Origin of the sequence: Calothrix anomala FACHB-343, assembly GCF_014696435.1 — a bacterium.
Taxonomy (GTDB): domain Bacteria; phylum Cyanobacteriota; class Cyanobacteriia; order Cyanobacteriales; family Nostocaceae; genus Aulosira; species Aulosira anomala_A.
In genome coordinates this window covers 15,944-31,711 of record NZ_JACJQG010000075.1, presented here as the reverse complement: position 1 = coordinate 31,711, position 15,768 = coordinate 15,944, and the positions used below count along the sequence as shown (strand labels likewise).

At 41.6% G+C, this 15,768-nt stretch carries 13 protein-coding genes; 3 read left to right on the top strand and 10 right to left on the bottom strand.

Annotation, left to right across the window (positions count from 1 at the left end):
- The first annotated feature begins 93 nt into the window (after nt 1-93).
- Together H6G08_RS30695 and vapC are read left to right on the top strand one after the other, a co-directional pair.
- On the top strand, nt 94-294 hold the full coding sequence (locus H6G08_RS30695; protein ID WP_190550065.1) for a type II toxin-antitoxin system VapB family antitoxin: 201 nt from the start codon (nt 94-96) through the stop codon (nt 292-294).
- Nucleotides 291-701 (top strand): type II toxin-antitoxin system VapC family toxin, encoded by a 411-nt coding sequence (gene vapC, locus H6G08_RS30690; protein ID WP_190550063.1) that lies wholly within the window; start codon nt 291-293, stop codon nt 699-701. Before H6G08_RS30695 ends, vapC begins: the two co-directional genes overlap by 4 nt.
- 151 nt (nt 702-852) lie before the next feature.
- On the opposite strand, the gene H6G08_RS30685 is transcribed toward vapC, so the two are convergent.
- The 6 genes from H6G08_RS30685 to acsF all read right to left on the bottom strand — a co-directional run bounded on the left by H6G08_RS30685 (nt 853) and on the right by acsF (nt 9,127).
- Nucleotides 853-3,495 carry a chloride channel protein gene (locus H6G08_RS30685; RefSeq protein ID WP_190550055.1) on the bottom strand — a complete coding sequence of 881 codons (2,643 nt, stop codon included), beginning with the start codon at nt 3,493-3,495 and terminating at the stop codon, nt 853-855.
- Nucleotides 3,496-3,694: 199 nt separating this feature from the next.
- Entirely contained in the window at nt 3,695-5,095 is a 1,401-nt protein-coding gene (locus tag H6G08_RS30680) for a collagen-like protein (protein WP_190550053.1), read from the bottom strand.
- 212 nt (nt 5,096-5,307) lie between these two features.
- Nucleotides 5,308-5,715 (bottom strand): hypothetical protein, encoded by a 408-nt coding sequence (locus H6G08_RS30675; RefSeq protein ID WP_190550051.1) that lies wholly within the window; start codon nt 5,713-5,715, stop codon nt 5,308-5,310.
- A gap of 63 nt (nt 5,716-5,778) precedes the next feature.
- Nucleotides 5,779-7,065, bottom strand: coding sequence for an FAD-dependent oxidoreductase (locus tag H6G08_RS30670; RefSeq protein ID WP_190550049.1), 1,287 nt, complete (start codon nt 7,063-7,065; stop codon nt 5,779-5,781).
- Between the two features lie 62 nt (nt 7,066-7,127).
- Nucleotides 7,128-7,670, bottom strand: a complete 543-nt coding sequence (locus tag H6G08_RS30665) for a DUF6174 domain-containing protein (protein ID WP_190550047.1) — start codon at nt 7,668-7,670, stop codon at nt 7,128-7,130.
- A gap of 380 nt (nt 7,671-8,050) precedes the next feature.
- Nucleotides 8,051-9,127, bottom strand: coding sequence for a magnesium-protoporphyrin IX monomethyl ester (oxidative) cyclase (gene acsF, locus H6G08_RS30660; RefSeq protein WP_190550046.1), 1,077 nt, complete (start codon nt 9,125-9,127; stop codon nt 8,051-8,053).
- Between the two features lie 879 nt (nt 9,128-10,006).
- On the opposite strand from acsF, the gene H6G08_RS30655 reads away from it, so the two are divergent.
- Entirely contained in the window at nt 10,007-10,498 is a 492-nt protein-coding gene (locus tag H6G08_RS30655) for a TM2 domain-containing protein (RefSeq protein ID WP_373462017.1), read from the top strand.
- A gap of 86 nt (nt 10,499-10,584) precedes the next feature.
- Here the strand turns inward: H6G08_RS30655 and H6G08_RS30650 are convergent, their stop codons facing one another.
- The 4 genes from H6G08_RS30650 to H6G08_RS30635 all read right to left on the bottom strand — a co-directional run bounded on the left by H6G08_RS30650 (nt 10,585) and on the right by H6G08_RS30635 (nt 15,678).
- Nucleotides 10,585-11,238 carry a DUF2996 domain-containing protein gene (locus tag H6G08_RS30650; protein ID WP_190550044.1) on the bottom strand — a complete coding sequence of 218 codons (654 nt, stop codon included), beginning with the start codon at nt 11,236-11,238 and terminating at the stop codon, nt 10,585-10,587.
- 243 nt (nt 11,239-11,481) lie between these two features.
- Nucleotides 11,482-12,516 carry a threonine aldolase family protein gene (locus H6G08_RS30645; protein ID WP_190550042.1) on the bottom strand — a complete coding sequence of 345 codons (1,035 nt, stop codon included), beginning with the start codon at nt 12,514-12,516 and terminating at the stop codon, nt 11,482-11,484.
- Between the two features lie 353 nt (nt 12,517-12,869).
- A complete protein-coding gene (locus tag H6G08_RS30640; protein ID WP_242046341.1) occupies nt 12,870-14,117 on the bottom strand; it encodes a glycerate kinase family protein in 1,248 nt (415 codons plus the stop codon).
- A gap of 94 nt (nt 14,118-14,211) precedes the next feature.
- Nucleotides 14,212-15,678 (bottom strand): SLC13 family permease, encoded by a 1,467-nt coding sequence (locus H6G08_RS30635; RefSeq protein WP_190550040.1) that lies wholly within the window; start codon nt 15,676-15,678, stop codon nt 14,212-14,214.
- Nucleotides 15,679-15,768: the final 90 nt, after the last annotated feature.

Sequence of the window (15,768 nt, the reverse complement as noted above, 5' to 3'; positions counted from 1 at the left end):
TACTTTATCACAATATTGCTATAAATATGGTGCGATCGCTCCTAGCAGAGTGCGCTACTATCAATTTAAACAGTTGTTGGATGGGAATTAATTGTGGCTACACCACTAAACATCAACGAAGCTTTACTACAAGAGGCGTTGGCACTTGACAACCAGGTGAGCATTGATTCTCTGGTGGAAACAGCACTGCGCGAATATATTCAACGTCGCAAACGGCTAAAAGTGTTAGAACTCTTTGGTACTATCGATTATGACGAAGGCTATGACTACAAACACCAACGTCAGCAAACATGAGTGCGATCGTTGATACTTCAGTTTGGTCACTGGCTCTGCGTCGGAGAACGCCACCTGATTCTTCCCCTATCGTCGCAATATTACAAAATTTAATCACTGATGACCAAGTTGCAATGCTTGGCGCAATTCGCCAAGAAATTCTTTCTGGAATCCGCAATTTTGAACAGTTTACCCGTCTGCGAGATTACCTGCGAGGTTTCCCAGATTTAGAACTCATAGCTGAAGACTACGAACTCGCAGCAGAGTTTTTCAATACTTGCCGCAGCAATGGTATCCAGGGTTCAAATACTGATTTTTTGATTTGTGCAGTTGCTCATCGTCGAAGCTACAGCATCCTGACTACTGATAATGATTTTTACACTTTTCAGACACACATTCCCATTATTCTATTGCCTGTTGACGCTTAGAAAACATCTTGGCAAGCTATTTGGGAAAACTGAGCGATCGCCTAAGCTTGAGATAGTTGTAAGCGATCGCCCTATAGCTGAGATAGTTGTAAGCGATCGCAGAATTTTTGAGACTAGTGCGATTAGCAATAACGATTTAATAGTCAATACCCTAACTATTAACTGCACCTCTGACCAAAATCACTGTACTTTCGACACCAGAAGCGATCGCTTCGGGAATATTACCTTGAATTGCTTGCTGTAATAATCCTTCCCTGGAAGCACCTAAAACAACTACATCATAACCTTCGGTTTTCACGAGGTTAATTACACCTTGAGAAACAGAATCAGCTTTCACCGGCGAAGCCACTACAGTACTAGATAGCTTCCGACGGCGAATTAATTGACGAATGGCTTGTTCTAAAACTGTCATGTCTGGTGCTAATTCTGACGGTGTGAATACCCTGGTAAGGCGAATTTGCGGATCGTTTCCTAATGTCACCAAAGCAGGGAGTAATTTAATTGCTATCCTTGCATTCGGCCCGCCAGCCATTGGTACTAGCCAACGGTTAAAACTATACTGATTGTTGACTGTTGACTGTTGACTGTTGACTGTTGACTGTTGACCATTACCTAATTTCACTAAAACAACATCGCAGGTAGCTTGGCGAATGATGGTATCAACAACTGTGCCAAAAATCCTACCTGGGGTAGATGTGTTGCCTTTCCAACCCATCAAAATTAAATCTATGTGGCGTTCGCTGATGGTTTCTAAAATTGCTTGGGCAACATCGTGAGCTACGCGAATTTGTGTATGTAGGGGAATTTTCCACTTTTTCGCTAAGACTTCCGCTTGTCTAAGTAAGCGGCGACTTTTTGCAGTTCTGACTTGGGTTTCTGTGGGCGAACTGTGGCGCGAGACTAAAATAACTTGGACGCACTCTATCTCATAATGGCGATCGCGGGCTATAGCTGCAGCCATTTGTAATAAAGTCCCGGCTGTTTCGGGATTCGCCACTGTCACTAATAATCTGCCTCTGCCAATATTGGGCGATCGCGTTTGATAAACTACATAAGATGGTTCCGGTTGCGGCCCCATAGTTGCATTTTCGCAATTTAAATGATCGGCTTCAGCTCTGATAATATCTGCACGGGTAATAATCCCAATCAGTTTGCGCCCTTCAACTACCGGTAAGCGACTAATTTGATAGCGATCCAGCAAATACAGCACATTTCGCAGATTGTGTTGCGGTGTGACTGTGATTGGCTTGGATGTCATCACCTCTCCAATCGATGTATCGTTGGGTAAGTTGCGATCGCGAACTTTGAATAAATCTGATTGAGTAATAATTCCGACTAATTTACCTTCTTCGACTACGGGAAAACCCCGATGATGAGAACGAGAAAAGGCTTGAAGCGCTTCCTCAATAGTCATCTCGACATCGAGAGTTTCTACTCGCTGTTGCATTACTTCTTTAGCTGTTAACTTGGTCATGATCCCTTCTATAGGGACGTTTGCAGCTAGGGTAATGCCTTTTAATTTTAAAAGTTTTTCATACAAAGAACCCGGTACTACCTTCTCTGCTACTAAGTAAGAGGTGACAGAGACAATCATTAACGGTAGCACCAAGTTAAAATCTGCTGTCATTTCAAACACAATCACAATCGCTGTGATTGGGACTTTAGAAACGGCGCTAAAAAATCCGCCCATTCCCGCTAAGGCGTAGGTAGTATGGGAATCGCCGCCTAAAAGTTGAGATTCAAATACACCGACAATATGACCTAAACAAGAACCTAAAATGAGACTGGGCGCAAATAACCCTCCTGGCGCGCCAGAACCAAAGGCTACTAAGGTAAGAACGAATTGAGCAACAAAGGCGATCGCAGCTAATAAAGCATTGGACTGTCCTGTAATTAAATATTCTCTTAACCCAGTATTATCGCGGAAAGATGCTGGCAACATTGCCACCACACAACCAGAGATAAAACCAGCTAAAGCAATTCTGAGCGGTAAACTAACATGCAATCTCCGGTAGGCTTTAATACTAAATACTAGACCTTGATTAAATAAGGCAGCCAATAACCCTGCTAAGACACCCAAAATTAAGAAGAAAGGAATTTCCGGCAGAGAAAATTGACTAATGTATTCGGTGGAAGGTAAATTCAAATCCAAACTGCGACCACCCAACAACCGAGAGATTACCCCACCAATAAACGAGGCAATAATGGCAGTTCCGAGAGTAATTCCCGATAAATCTTGCAGTAACTCTTCCACAATAAACAATACGCCAGCGATCGGTGCATTAAACGCCGCCGCCAAACCAGCACCGGCACCCGCAGCAATCATCTGTCGTCGGTGATCTGGGGAAGTAGGAACCCAGCGACTCAATCCCGCCGCTAAACCTGCACCGACATGAACAGTCGGGCCTTGTCGTCCAAGAGTCATCCCCGAACCCAACGCAATAATCGCACTGATTAACTTCACAGCCGCCACGCGCCAAGATAGTGTCATCGGCACATTCGCCAGCGTCGCCTTGACTTGGGGAATCCCACTTCCGGAGGCTTCTGGGGCTAAACGCTGCACTAACCAGCCAGAGAGAAACCCAAAACCCATACCCACTAAGGGTAAAACCACCCATGCTGGTAAAATCTGGGTACTATGAACTCGCCAAGTACCCAACCATCCCGACCCCACTTTGAGAAACACCGCCGATAAAGCAGCAACAATACCAATAACAGAAGCTTCTGCGATCGCTAAACCTCTTCTAGGCTGCCACAGACTGCGAATGCGCTGAGTCAGAACAGGAAGCGACATATAAATCTAAATAAAGAATTAATACATAAAATCATATTTTAGATTTGGTAATCTTTGTTAAAGAGTCAACAGTCAATAGTCAACGGTCAATAGTCAACGGTGAACAAGTCTTATAGCAATTTGAAAAAATAATGCGATAGATACATAACCTCAACGCCTTGTTCTGTCTGGATTCTTAATTTTTAATTTTCAATTGGTATTACCTTCTGCGAATCTGACCTTGCCAATTAATGCTTTGCTTGGCTGAACGTCCTCCTAGTGAACGAGTGGCGATGACTTCAATATCAACATTAACGCCAGGACTAAGGGCGGTTGCGGGAATTGGCAGTTTACCTAAAGCGAGAATAAAACGATTATAATCGCGAGTCACAAGTTCACCAGGGAGATCGCCTTCATATACAGTGCGGAAATCAGAGAAGCCGGAAGAATTATCCTGTGCCCGGAATTTTACGCGGAACTTTGTCAGCAGGGCATCAGATTTAGCGGCTAAATCGACTATTTTTAAATTGAGATTTTGTTCTGCGCCAGCAAATTCCGCTACTGCTAAACGTGTTACATCCTTTTTAGCAATTGCATTATTTACTGTAAAAGTAGTCAAATTCGCCTCAGTTTTACTGTTACCATCAACCCATAAATCTTCAGGAAAAGTTACTTCAACTTGTTTATTATCGTTTAAATTTATTGTTGCCACCTGACCCGCAAAACTGCTGATTGGTTGTCTATCTTGCCATACTAGCTGAAAATTTCCTTCTAAGCGTTGGTCAAATTCGCGGTACTCATCGGCGATCGCGGAACCAGGTGCAAGTAAAACATTCGCCCCTGTCTTGATATTCCACTTATTTTTGGAAAGGTTAAATTGCTTTGCGGCTAATTCCGCAACTGCTACTTGTAAACTGGGAACGTCCGCCGCTAAGGATTCCTTACCTTTGACAATACTCAAAGTGCCTAAGCGACCTCTGTTACCATCACTACCATCCTCACCAGTCCGTCCATCTTGACCGTCATGGCAGCGATAAGTTTTTTCCGTACACTTATAATCTGGGCTACCAGGAGTTCCCGTACAGGTTTTAACTTCCCATTTGCGACGGCGACAATTACAACCTTGAGCGCCATTAGCGCCTCGTCCACCGCGTCCGCCTTCACCACCAGTCGCCCGGATGGAGATTTTGCGTAAATCTTCCAAATTCTTGTAATAAACAGTCAAGGAACCACCATTTCCTCCATCACCACCTCTACCACCTCTACCACCATCACCGCCATTTGGTGCATGAATATCGTGGGATACATCATCTGGCTGATTACGACAGGAAGGGCGATCGCCTCTTTCACCATCTTCTCCATCTTCGCCATTTTGACCAGACAAATCGAGATTTACAGGCGAACCATCTACAACAATAGTTTGGTTTTCACCGTTGCGCCCACTTCTACCAGAACGCCCATCGCTACCTTTACTACCATCTGTGCCATAATCTCTATCTGTTATTCTGTAGTCGTCATGAGCAGATGCAGTACAGAAAACCGATCCTGAAGCAGGTAATAAGCTAGTAAATAGGCAGAATATCAACAATAATGGCAGCTTATGTAATAAACCCTTCTTCATCTCTATATATCTCAAATATTTATCACTATTGCTATAAATGACGCTAATTTTGTGTATTTGCTCCCGATGAGCTTGGTATGAGGAGCGATCGCTTAAAATATATCCCCATCATCCACCAAGGGTTGAAACTTGTAGAGATGGGAAAACCTCCTATCGACAACTTACGATTTTATTTTTTAGTGTTCCTGCAAGTAAAATTCGTTTAATTACTTTCAACTTTTACGAAAAATAATGATGTATGAATTACTCTTGACTTGAAGAGACATATGTTTTTGATCGATAGAAAATATCTGCCGTTTAACAAGGTTGGAACTAGGGGAATATTTCTTGAATATATCCATCAATGAGAAGTTCCAGCCTAGCAAATCTAAATTCAATAATGAATTGGGGTTATTGTCATTTATGAGATGTAATGTACTATCCTTTACATACCAGCTTCCCGTAAACTTTGAACCTAATAAACCAATCGCTGACATGGTAATCAAGTTTTTTCCCTGCACCATTATTTGATAGGTGAAATTTTTTTGAAATTCTTCAAAATATGAAAAACCATTATGTTCATATTGCCATTTACCAATGACTAATGATTCTATTTCTTTATCTGAATAATCATGGGTCATGTTAATATCAATTGTTTGACAATAAAAAGTTTTGCTGCATCTGGGTTGATTAATGGCGAATTGTCATGAGGTACGCAGCTGCGATCGCTTAACTTTGTTAATCCAACCCTGGCTAAGGCTTAAAATTTGGGAATAAGACAAATTTTCATCTTGCAGTAGATCGAGAACAAATGGCTTCACCCATTGCGGGAACCATTTATGCAAGAGTTTACCCGTCATCAACCGCAAGACAAACTCAATTGCTAGTATCTTTGTTGGTGGGAACGAATAATCTGACAATTCCTTCAATGCATGGGCTTCAGGAACTCGGTGGGCAGAAAAGGCGGGTAAAGCTTGCGCCCAATCATCCTGATACTGTGCCAAAAACTGCTCAAAAATCAGCACATCCTCTAAGGAAGCATTGCAGCCTTGCCCAATTGACGGCGATACTGCATGAGCCGCATCACCAATCACCAAAATACTATCGCCCTCATGAAAGCGATCGCAACTTACGGTTACCAACCGCGCCACCGGACGCTGTAATAACGCTTCTGCCTCATCTGCTGACATTAATTGCCCGATAAGGGGAAATTTATCTTTAAAAAACGCTAATATCTCCTCTTTACTAGATAATCCGGCTAAAGGGTTTTGCTGGGCATCAAAAACAATCATCCCATTAAGGCGATCGCCTGGTTGGGGTACCATCATCATCCGGGTTTTGTTGAGATTCCATGCATGGATTTTGTCGGCTTCCAACTCTAAACCCAGCGCTGGATTGAATCGCGGTAGAATTACTGTTTTATAGGCATCAGGTACATAGCTTTGTTCGCAATGCAAACCTGCATCTTGGGCTAAATATTCTCGAATCCGCGATCGCGCTCCATCTGCTGCTACCAAGCGATCGTAAGTGAGAGTAAAAGCTTCACCCTGTTCTGGCTGCAATATTACAGTTTTCGCTTTCCGATCCACTTGCAGACATTGACAGCCAAATTTTACTCTGAGTTGTTCTGTGGTGTAACTTTGAGTCAAATGTTCCAACAAAATCATCACCAGACGATTGCGATCAATAGTCATAATTGGTACTGCACGGGAAATATCACGAGCTTTACCTGACTGACGATAAATTTTAGTTCCATTACAAAATACACTAGCAGCTGCGATCGCCTCTTCTAAGCCAGCAATAGAGCGGATTGCTTTTCTACCCCGTTCCTGAAGCGAGATAGGAAAGGTACGTTCTGGAGATGTATCCATCAAACGCGGATCGGAACGTTGCTCATAAATTTCGACATTATACTTGCCCCGACGTAACAAATAATGAGCAAGTAAAAGTCCAGCCGGGCCTGCTCCAATAATGACAATTTTTTGGAGCATAGACTTTCCCCCTTACGCTGATTGATCGCAATTAATACTACTACTTATTGTTTCTATTGAGCTTATCTTATAGTTGTAAGTCTACTAACCTCAACTTTGTGTCCGAGAAAGCCAATTAATGTGCAATAACTCCCAGAAAATTGATGTTTCCAGTAATCAAAATATTGCCAACGCTGTTCTGGCTTTAATTTAAAGTCAAGTTGAATTGGATAACCGTATTTAGGATCGTAGTTTGCATCTATACGCACTGGCCCGTCACACGCACAGCCATTAGGTCCGCATTTTTCGCCATTAGCCGCCGATTCTATCTCCGTAAATAAATTAGTAATAGTATGTAGAGGAATTGTTTGACAAGTATTTTTCTTGACAGCAATTATTTTGTCATCTTTAATTTCTACCTCTTGCTGACAATTGTGGCTAGAATAATTGAAAGTTGCTTGATAATGTTTAATATTTTGTGCTTCCCACTTTTTCTTAGCTGCTGTTAGTTCGTGGGTAGATGAATTTATGAATAATGCACGGTTAGTAAAAATTGCTATCCCACCACTGAATAATAAGCCAATAATTATTGCCCATTGTAAATAGGGTTTATTGATATTAGACATAGTTTTTTATCTATATAGATAACCATGAAATATGTTGATTATTTACATTTTGCATACTTTTTCTAAGTTAACTATTTTCACATATATGTGAATAGTACCCTTGAGGGTGATATAGCAATTGCCAATTATTGTTTATGACATTAAGCTAAGATAAAAGCCTTTCAAGTCTGTCAACGGTCAATAGTCAACAGTGAATAGTCAACAGTCAATAGTCAACAGTCAATAGTCAACAGTCAATAGTCAACAGTCAACGGTCAACAGTCAATAGTCAACAGCTATAAAATTTATATCCCCGATTTTTCAAATAAATCAGGGATATATACAAAAAATGGCTCTGTGCGAACACAGAACCACTAAAAAACTAGCAAAACCGTTATCAATTAACGAGCCATACCTTGAGCAGAAACCGCGTCAATCGGTTTAATCAGGTATAACTTGAGCATGTGCCAACCAATGGAGGTTAAAAGGGGTAATTTTTGGAAGAATTGCAGGAATTTGGGAGTATTGGAATTAGCGATCGCATTTAATTTTGCCATCTTCTCTACACAATCATCCAAGCGTTGATAAAATTCTGGATGATCTACATCCAACATCAACGGGAAGACTCTTCCTGCAGTTTCATTAGTTTTTTTGATGACGTAAATGTCATATTCCCGCGCATCCAAGCCAATAGAGGCGTAAAAGTCTTTGCGTTGGATGTCATTGAGGTACATGGTGACAAATACCGACAACAGGAAGAAGCGACTCCATAGTTTAGCCTTCCAATCGTTGAGCATTTGTGGCTGGGATTTCATGATTGCATCGAAGAAATCACCATGACGGTTTTCATCCTGACACCAGTTTTCAAAGAAACGGAAAATTGGGTAAATCCGGTCTTCTGGATGTGCTTCTAAATGGCGATAAATGGTGATATAGCGCCAGTAACCAATTTTTTCTGAAAGATAAGTAGCATAGAAGATAAATTTCGGCTTAAAGAAGGTATAAGCGCGACTTTTTGTCAAAAACCCTAAATCTAAAGAGAGATTAAAGTCTGACATTGCTTTATTTAAAAAGCCAGCATGGCGTGCTTCATCCCGTGACATCAAATTGAAGCATTCAGCTAAAACTGGGCTTTTATCTTTTAAGCGCCGTCCCAGTTCTTTGTACAGCAAAAAGCCAGAGAACTCGGCTGTACAAGAACGTTCTAGAAATTCCACGAACAAACGGCGAGTTTCCCCATCAATATGATCCCAGGATTGTTCAAACTCGGCATCCCGAACAAAATGATGGCGGTTGTAGTCTGCACGAAACTCTTCGAGAATGGCTATTAATTCGTCTTCATTGACGGAGATGTCCATCCGCGCCATTTCATCAAAGTCGGTGGTGTAAAACCGGGGTGTTAAAAGTGTTTCTTTTGCGGGGACTTTAATCCCTGGTCGCAATTCGTCAAAGCCTGGTTTTTTGAGGGAATCTACCATGTCTTAATTTCTCTTTTGTCTTTATTATCTTGAGTACACCAACAAAGCCAAGAATTTTGGCTGTCATTAGGCGCTTCTAGATGACAATAAACCATTCGTATAAAATTCAGTCTACCAAGTTGCTGGATCAAAACAAGTACAAGAAAAGTTAAGAGTTGCAACAATCAACAATATTTTTATATTTGGCTCACGGCGATTGGGAACTGGTAGTCATGATTTGCGCGTCTATTCTGGAATGAGATTCAGCCCCACTACTGACTCTATGGCTGGAGTTCATCCGCACCAGCCGCATTTGCATAGACAAGATACTACAGAAGTAACCTAGATGTTGTTTCCGCAACAAGGTTAGTTAGAATTTGTAGTAAAACCACGATAGCAACAGAGCTTTTAATGAGTAATCATTCAGATAAGCTGCAACTAGGCTGGGAGCGATTTCAAAAAGCTGGTAACGACCCAGAATTACTCGGTTATGCACTGATCAGTTTTCACGGCGCGCTAGAAGACTATTTTCGTGATTGGTTGAGTAACAACAATTTTATCGATCCCCAAATTCGCCACAGAGTCCAAGATAAACAACAAGTGCAATGGAAAGAATTGATCGATCTGATGCAACAGTATGGAGGAGTGAGCCTAGAAACACGTAATAGTATCCTCAACGCCAACAGGTTACGTCAGCAGGTTGCACATGGTAGTCGGTTTTCCGGAACCCGTGCTGATGTTGAAGCCTATGCTAACCTTGTACAACAACTGATGGATAATTACCAGGGCGCAGCTTTTGCTTCCAGAAACCCTCGTGCCGCTAGTAATTACAGTTCCCCAAATTATAACCAACCTGCTTCTTCTCAGATCTCTAACGCTATCGACTCGTTCACAAACGAAATTAAAACTCTCAACAATAATCGCCTAAGTACTTCTTACATTTTGTGTGCTTTCGGCCTATTAGGCATAGGCGGACTGCACCGATTATACAATGGCAGATTCGCCACAGGTGTGTTGTGGCTTTGTACTGGTGGATTGTTTTATGTTGGTCAGTTGGTTGATGTCTTCTTAATGCCTGGTATGGTTGAGGAATATGAAGCCAGACTGAGATCTAGAGCAGGTATCTCACCTTTCGGTGTACCAGTAAATCAGCCTGTAGTCGCCACTCAAGTTCAGCGCCCTAATGGTAATCAATTGATGATTAAACTGATCGAAGCTGCGGAAAATAATGGTGGTAGATTAAGTGTGACTCAAGGTGTCAAAGCTACAGGCGCTAACTTCGCGGAAGTGGAAACTGCGCTCAAAGAAATGTATAAATCAGGTTATGCCAGAATAGATAACGACCCCGATACCGGAGCCGTCACCTATTATTTTCATGAGATATCTAGTTAATTGTCATTTGTCATTTGTCATTGGTCATTGGTCAACTGACAACTGACAATTGTACAGACGCGATTAATCGCGTCTCTAACAAATTATTAATTTCTACCTAGCCATTTTTGACCGTTCAAACGTTGAACTAAGCCAAATACCAGTAAGTCAAGGGTGATTTTCCGTTCATCAATTAAGAATGACTCAAAGGTGCTAGGTTTCTTGCCTTCGTTACAAGAAAATCCCTTTTTACCTTGAATATCTTCATCGGGAAAATAAACGTTGAACTGGCGTAAACCGTTTTGCCAACTACCTACAAGTTGCCAGCATTCTTCACCAGATTCAAAGCCAGTGATGGGAACTTTTTGTTTAGCAACAGATAGTTGTAAATCTGCCACGCCTTGCTGAGTAATTGCCTTTTGTACAGCAGGTAAGTATTCTTGCTGGATGAACTCTACAAAAGGCTTATCTTCCACGGCGGGAGCTTTTTCTTTTTTAGCTGCGGCTTTGGCGGCTGGTTTTTCTTCTCCATCTGCTTGAGCGGCGGGTTTTTCGCGCTTCGGTGCAGTGGTGGTTTTAGCAGCATTGGGGTTAGTTTCTGGGTTTGCTGCTTTGGGATCTGGCGTGTTGGCAGTAGGAAGGCTGGTTGCTACTGGTTCGTCAGTGCTAGGAGCGTTTTCTTCAGCGACAGTAGGGGCCTGTTTGTCAACAGTGCTGGGAGCTACCTCTCCCGCTTGATTGTGATTGGTTTCGTCTGCCATTGCTCAGGTCAATCCTTTATCTAGCTTTCAGAGCGATCGCTCACCTTATGGTATTAGTTACTTTCATTTTGGCATAGGACAGCTTCCCTATAGCCAGCAAATCTAATTTCCTCAGCCATAGCTAAGGGAAGGGGAAGAAGGACAAGGGGGACAAGGAGGACAAGGAAGACAAGGGGGACAAGGGAGAAAAGTAACCAATGACAAATGACAAATGACAAATGACCATTGACTATTGACTATTGACTATTGACCATTTTTGATATCATTCACTAATTCATCAATTCTGGTTTGTGTGGTGTTCCAAGAACACATAAAACGAACTCCACCCACGCCAATAAAGGTGTAAAACTGCCAACCCTTATCTTTGAGAATTTGAATTGTATGTTCTGGTAGTTTGGCAAAAACAGCATTAGCTTCTCTAGGAAACATCATTTCTACGCCATCTATACCTAATAATTTCTCCTCCAAATATGCTGCACATTGATTGGCGTGACGGGCATTTTTTAGCCAAGCGCCAGTTTCTAATAAACCCAACCAAGGAGCAGAAATAAACCGCATTTTAGAAGCTAATTGACCAGCTTGTTTACAACGATAATCAAAATCTTCAGCTAAAGCTTTGTTAAAGAAAATAATCGCTTCCCCTAAAGCCATACCATTTTTGGTACCGCAGAAACACAAGACATCTACACCACTTTTCCAACTAATTTCTGCAGGACTTAGATTCATGGCGGCGACTGCATTCGCAAACCGCGCTCCATCCATGTGAATTTTTAAGTTATATTTGGTTGCAGTTTCTTTAATAGCTAAAAGTTCATCTATTGTATATAAAGTCCCTAATTCAGTTGCTTGCGTAATACTAATAACTTTTGGTTTAGGATAATGAATATCTGTGCGTTTTGTGACTAATCCTGCTATAGCTTCGGCTGTTAATTTACCATTTTCGCCTTTAGCTAGTAGTAACTTAGAACCGTTAGAAGCATATTCCGGTGCGCCACATTCATCTGTTTCTATATGGGATGTTTCATGACAGATGACGCTGTGATATGACTGACAAAGTGCAGCTAAAGATAAAGAATTGGCTGCTGTACCGTTAAAAGCAAAAAATACTTCGCAATCTATTTCAAAAAGTTCGCGAAAATAATCGCTGGCTTTTTGCGTCCAAATATCGTTACCATAAGCGGGAGCGCTACCTTGATTTGCTTGCAGCATATATTCTAAAGCTTCCGGGCAAATTCCAGAGTTATTATCGCTAGCAAATTGTTCTGACTGATTATGCATAATTTTAACTGTGCTGGTCTTGTCATTTGTTAGCTGTGAGGAATTTACAGCCAATGAAAATTTTGTGATTAGATATTATTATAAGGGCACAATATTATTGTGCCCCTACCTATATGGATTACTTGGAAGCAGGTGTATTTAAAGGAAAATGAATCAATTCAAAATTCAAAATTCAAAATTCAAAATTAAAGACAGCCACCCACAAGGGGGAGCCAGTCTCGTGGGCGGGTGTCCCGACTTGAGAGAACTGGCGTTGGGGTTTCTACCTACCTTGCGAAACAAGGATTTTTTCGCCCACTAGGGGCGAGGTTTTAAACCTAACTTTTTCCAATAAAATTTGCTAAAACTTCTGATTACACATTATTGCAACTAGCCAGATAACTAGCTCTAGTTTTGAATTTTGTTGCTGGTTTCTCGTATGGCATCTTGAATTTTGGATTTTTAAAACTGCTAATTTGCCGACCAACTAACAATAACCTGCCTACCTGTTCGGCAGCATTTGTTAACAATGTTGCGGTTTGAGAAAGGGCTTCACTCAATTGACAAGGATGAGTCAAAATACTATTAAAATAATCAATTCCTTGTTGGAAATTAATTTCTGCACCATCACCAATAGTTCCCACTAGGGCAATTACAGGTAAGTTATAACGCTTGGCACGCTTGGCTACTTCCGCAGGAATTTTACCGCGTGGGGTCTGAAAATCAATGCAGCCTTCTGCTGTAATGACTAAATCAGCGTTGGGAATCAGATTATCTAATTCCAAATACTGCATGACGATATCATAGCGTGAGTGTAAATTAGCGCCAATTAAAGCATGTAAACCTGCACCTAAACCACCGGAAGCACCACCACCTGGGATGAGTCGCACATCCATATTTAAATCTGTTTTGATGACTGCGGCGTAATGTTCTAGCGCTGAAGCCATTGCTTCTACTGTGGCTGGAGATGCGCCTTTTTGCGGGCCGAAAACTCTGGCTACACCCTTGTCACCACAGAGGACATTATGCCAGTTACAAGCCACATCTATTTGGACTTGATTTAAACGCGAATCGCGCTCAGAAAAATCAATGTGTTTGAGTTTAATTAATTCTCCACAACCCAAACCTAACTCGTCGCCATTTTCATCCAACAGCTTGACACCTAAGGCTTGAGCCATTCCCGCACCACCATCATTAGTCCCAGAATCACCGCAACCAACTAAAATTCGTTCTGCACCAGCATCTAAGGCTGCTTTGATTAACTCCCCTACACCGTAGGTAGTTGTCATCATGGGATTGCGCATATCGGCGGGTACAAGGCGTAACCCAGCCGCAGCAGCCATTTCTAAGACAGCAGTTTTTTTCGTGGTTCCACCTAAAAAGCCAAAGTGAGATGGTACTTGTTGTCCCACAGGGCCAGTTACTTGTAGATGATGTAATGTCCCGCCTGTAGCAGCTACTAGGGTTTTGGTAAAGCCTTCACCGCCATCTACTAGAGGTGCTTTAAAAATATTGACATCGGGTAAAACTCTAGCAATACCTGTAGCTATGCAATCAGCTACTTGTTCGGCATCAAGACTTTCTTTAAATCCAGAAGGAGCGATTAGAATGTTTAGTGTCATTATAATTTCCTGCGGCAATCCAGCCGCTTTTTTTGTGATTAAATCGGGAGTGGAGAGTCAGCAATTCAAAATTGAAAATTCCACAATTGCTGACTTAGAAGGATAAACCTACCCAACGCCACCAGGTGTAATAAAACAAGAGAACTAAAGCGAGGTGAATAACAATCATCACTGAACTTAGCCGGAGTAAATCTGTTGCTTGAAAACCATCTGTGTCTGCGTCTTGATAAACCATCAATGCTTTGGAACTGACAGGGAAGGTGAGACAATAGTCCATTCCTAAGGTGCTAAGAAATAAGACAGCAACAGGATTGATATCGAGACTGCTAGCGAGGTACAGCAGGGGGGGAACTAACGCTGCGGCTCTGGCTGTGTGGGAAGTCATGTAGATATGAGAAGTTAGACTAATGATGGTGAGCAGTAGCAGAATGAGAAACTGAGAATTGGCGCTGTTGATTTCACTGAAGCGGAAAACATGCTCAATAATCCATTCCGATGCACCAGAACTAATTAATGCACGTCCTAAAACCAAGGTTGCACCGACAAAAATAATCAGGTTCCAAGAAACATCTTTGACTGCATCTTTCCACTTTATGACACCAAGATTAGGTGCGGTAAGAATCATGGCTCCGATGATGGTGACGGTAGCAATTTCTAAACCATGCCATTGTTCGGTAATCCACAGCAACAACATGAATAAAACAATGAATAATGTTTTGCGTTCGGGTAGAGATAGAGGTGTTGGTTGTAAACATTCAACATTTAACTTTTGTTGACAGCGTTTTTTGTCGAGAAATAAACCCATGATTACCCAACAAGAGGCATAACTGGCAACAATTCCAAAGGGTAAGCCATAAATTAACCACTGGCTAAAAGATATATCTTTTCCAGAAATTTCTGCTAATAAATCTTTAGCCACTAAATGAGAACCGGCACCAGTTAAGGAAGCAATTGTAGACACTAAGATAATCGAAGGCATCAACAATGCTAGAGCGCGACGGGTACGTCTATCCTCTATGGTATTGGCGATGCTGCGAAAAATTGGATGGGTGACAGCAGCACGTCCAGAGGTAGAGGGAATCAAAAAAGATAAGGGAATTAAAACTGTAGTTAGCAACCAAAATAAACTACTAATATTGTGGGCTTTAGCTGCGACTGCTTGAGTTAGTCTGGTGGCTAAACCAGTTTGCTTAACTGCGCTTCCCAAAATAAATGCACCTATCATTAACCAGATAACGTCTGAACCCAAAGATGCAAAAAATTGTTCTTGGGAAATACACCCAGTTAACAACAGTAAAAGCACAGAAATTAAGGCTATGTAAGCAGCATTAATTGAGGTTGTTGACCACAAAATTACAGTCAGCAGAAATACAAATATAGTCACCCGTCCTTTGATAGATAAGTCATCAGCGAGAAATACTATGACACTAGATATAGATGTTAAAAACAGTGCTAATAGTGATTTCTTCTGACCAGGATTGGCACGGCGAAAATATTGCAAAATTTTAGCTGATTGCTGTTTGATTGTGATCCCATTACGCTCATCGCCATCTATTTTCATTGCTTTTATTTATGCCTTATTTGGTATATTTAATTTTTGTGACTTGTTTGCATCCTGGTAAAAATAAGTGGCCGCGAAATCTTTATTAAC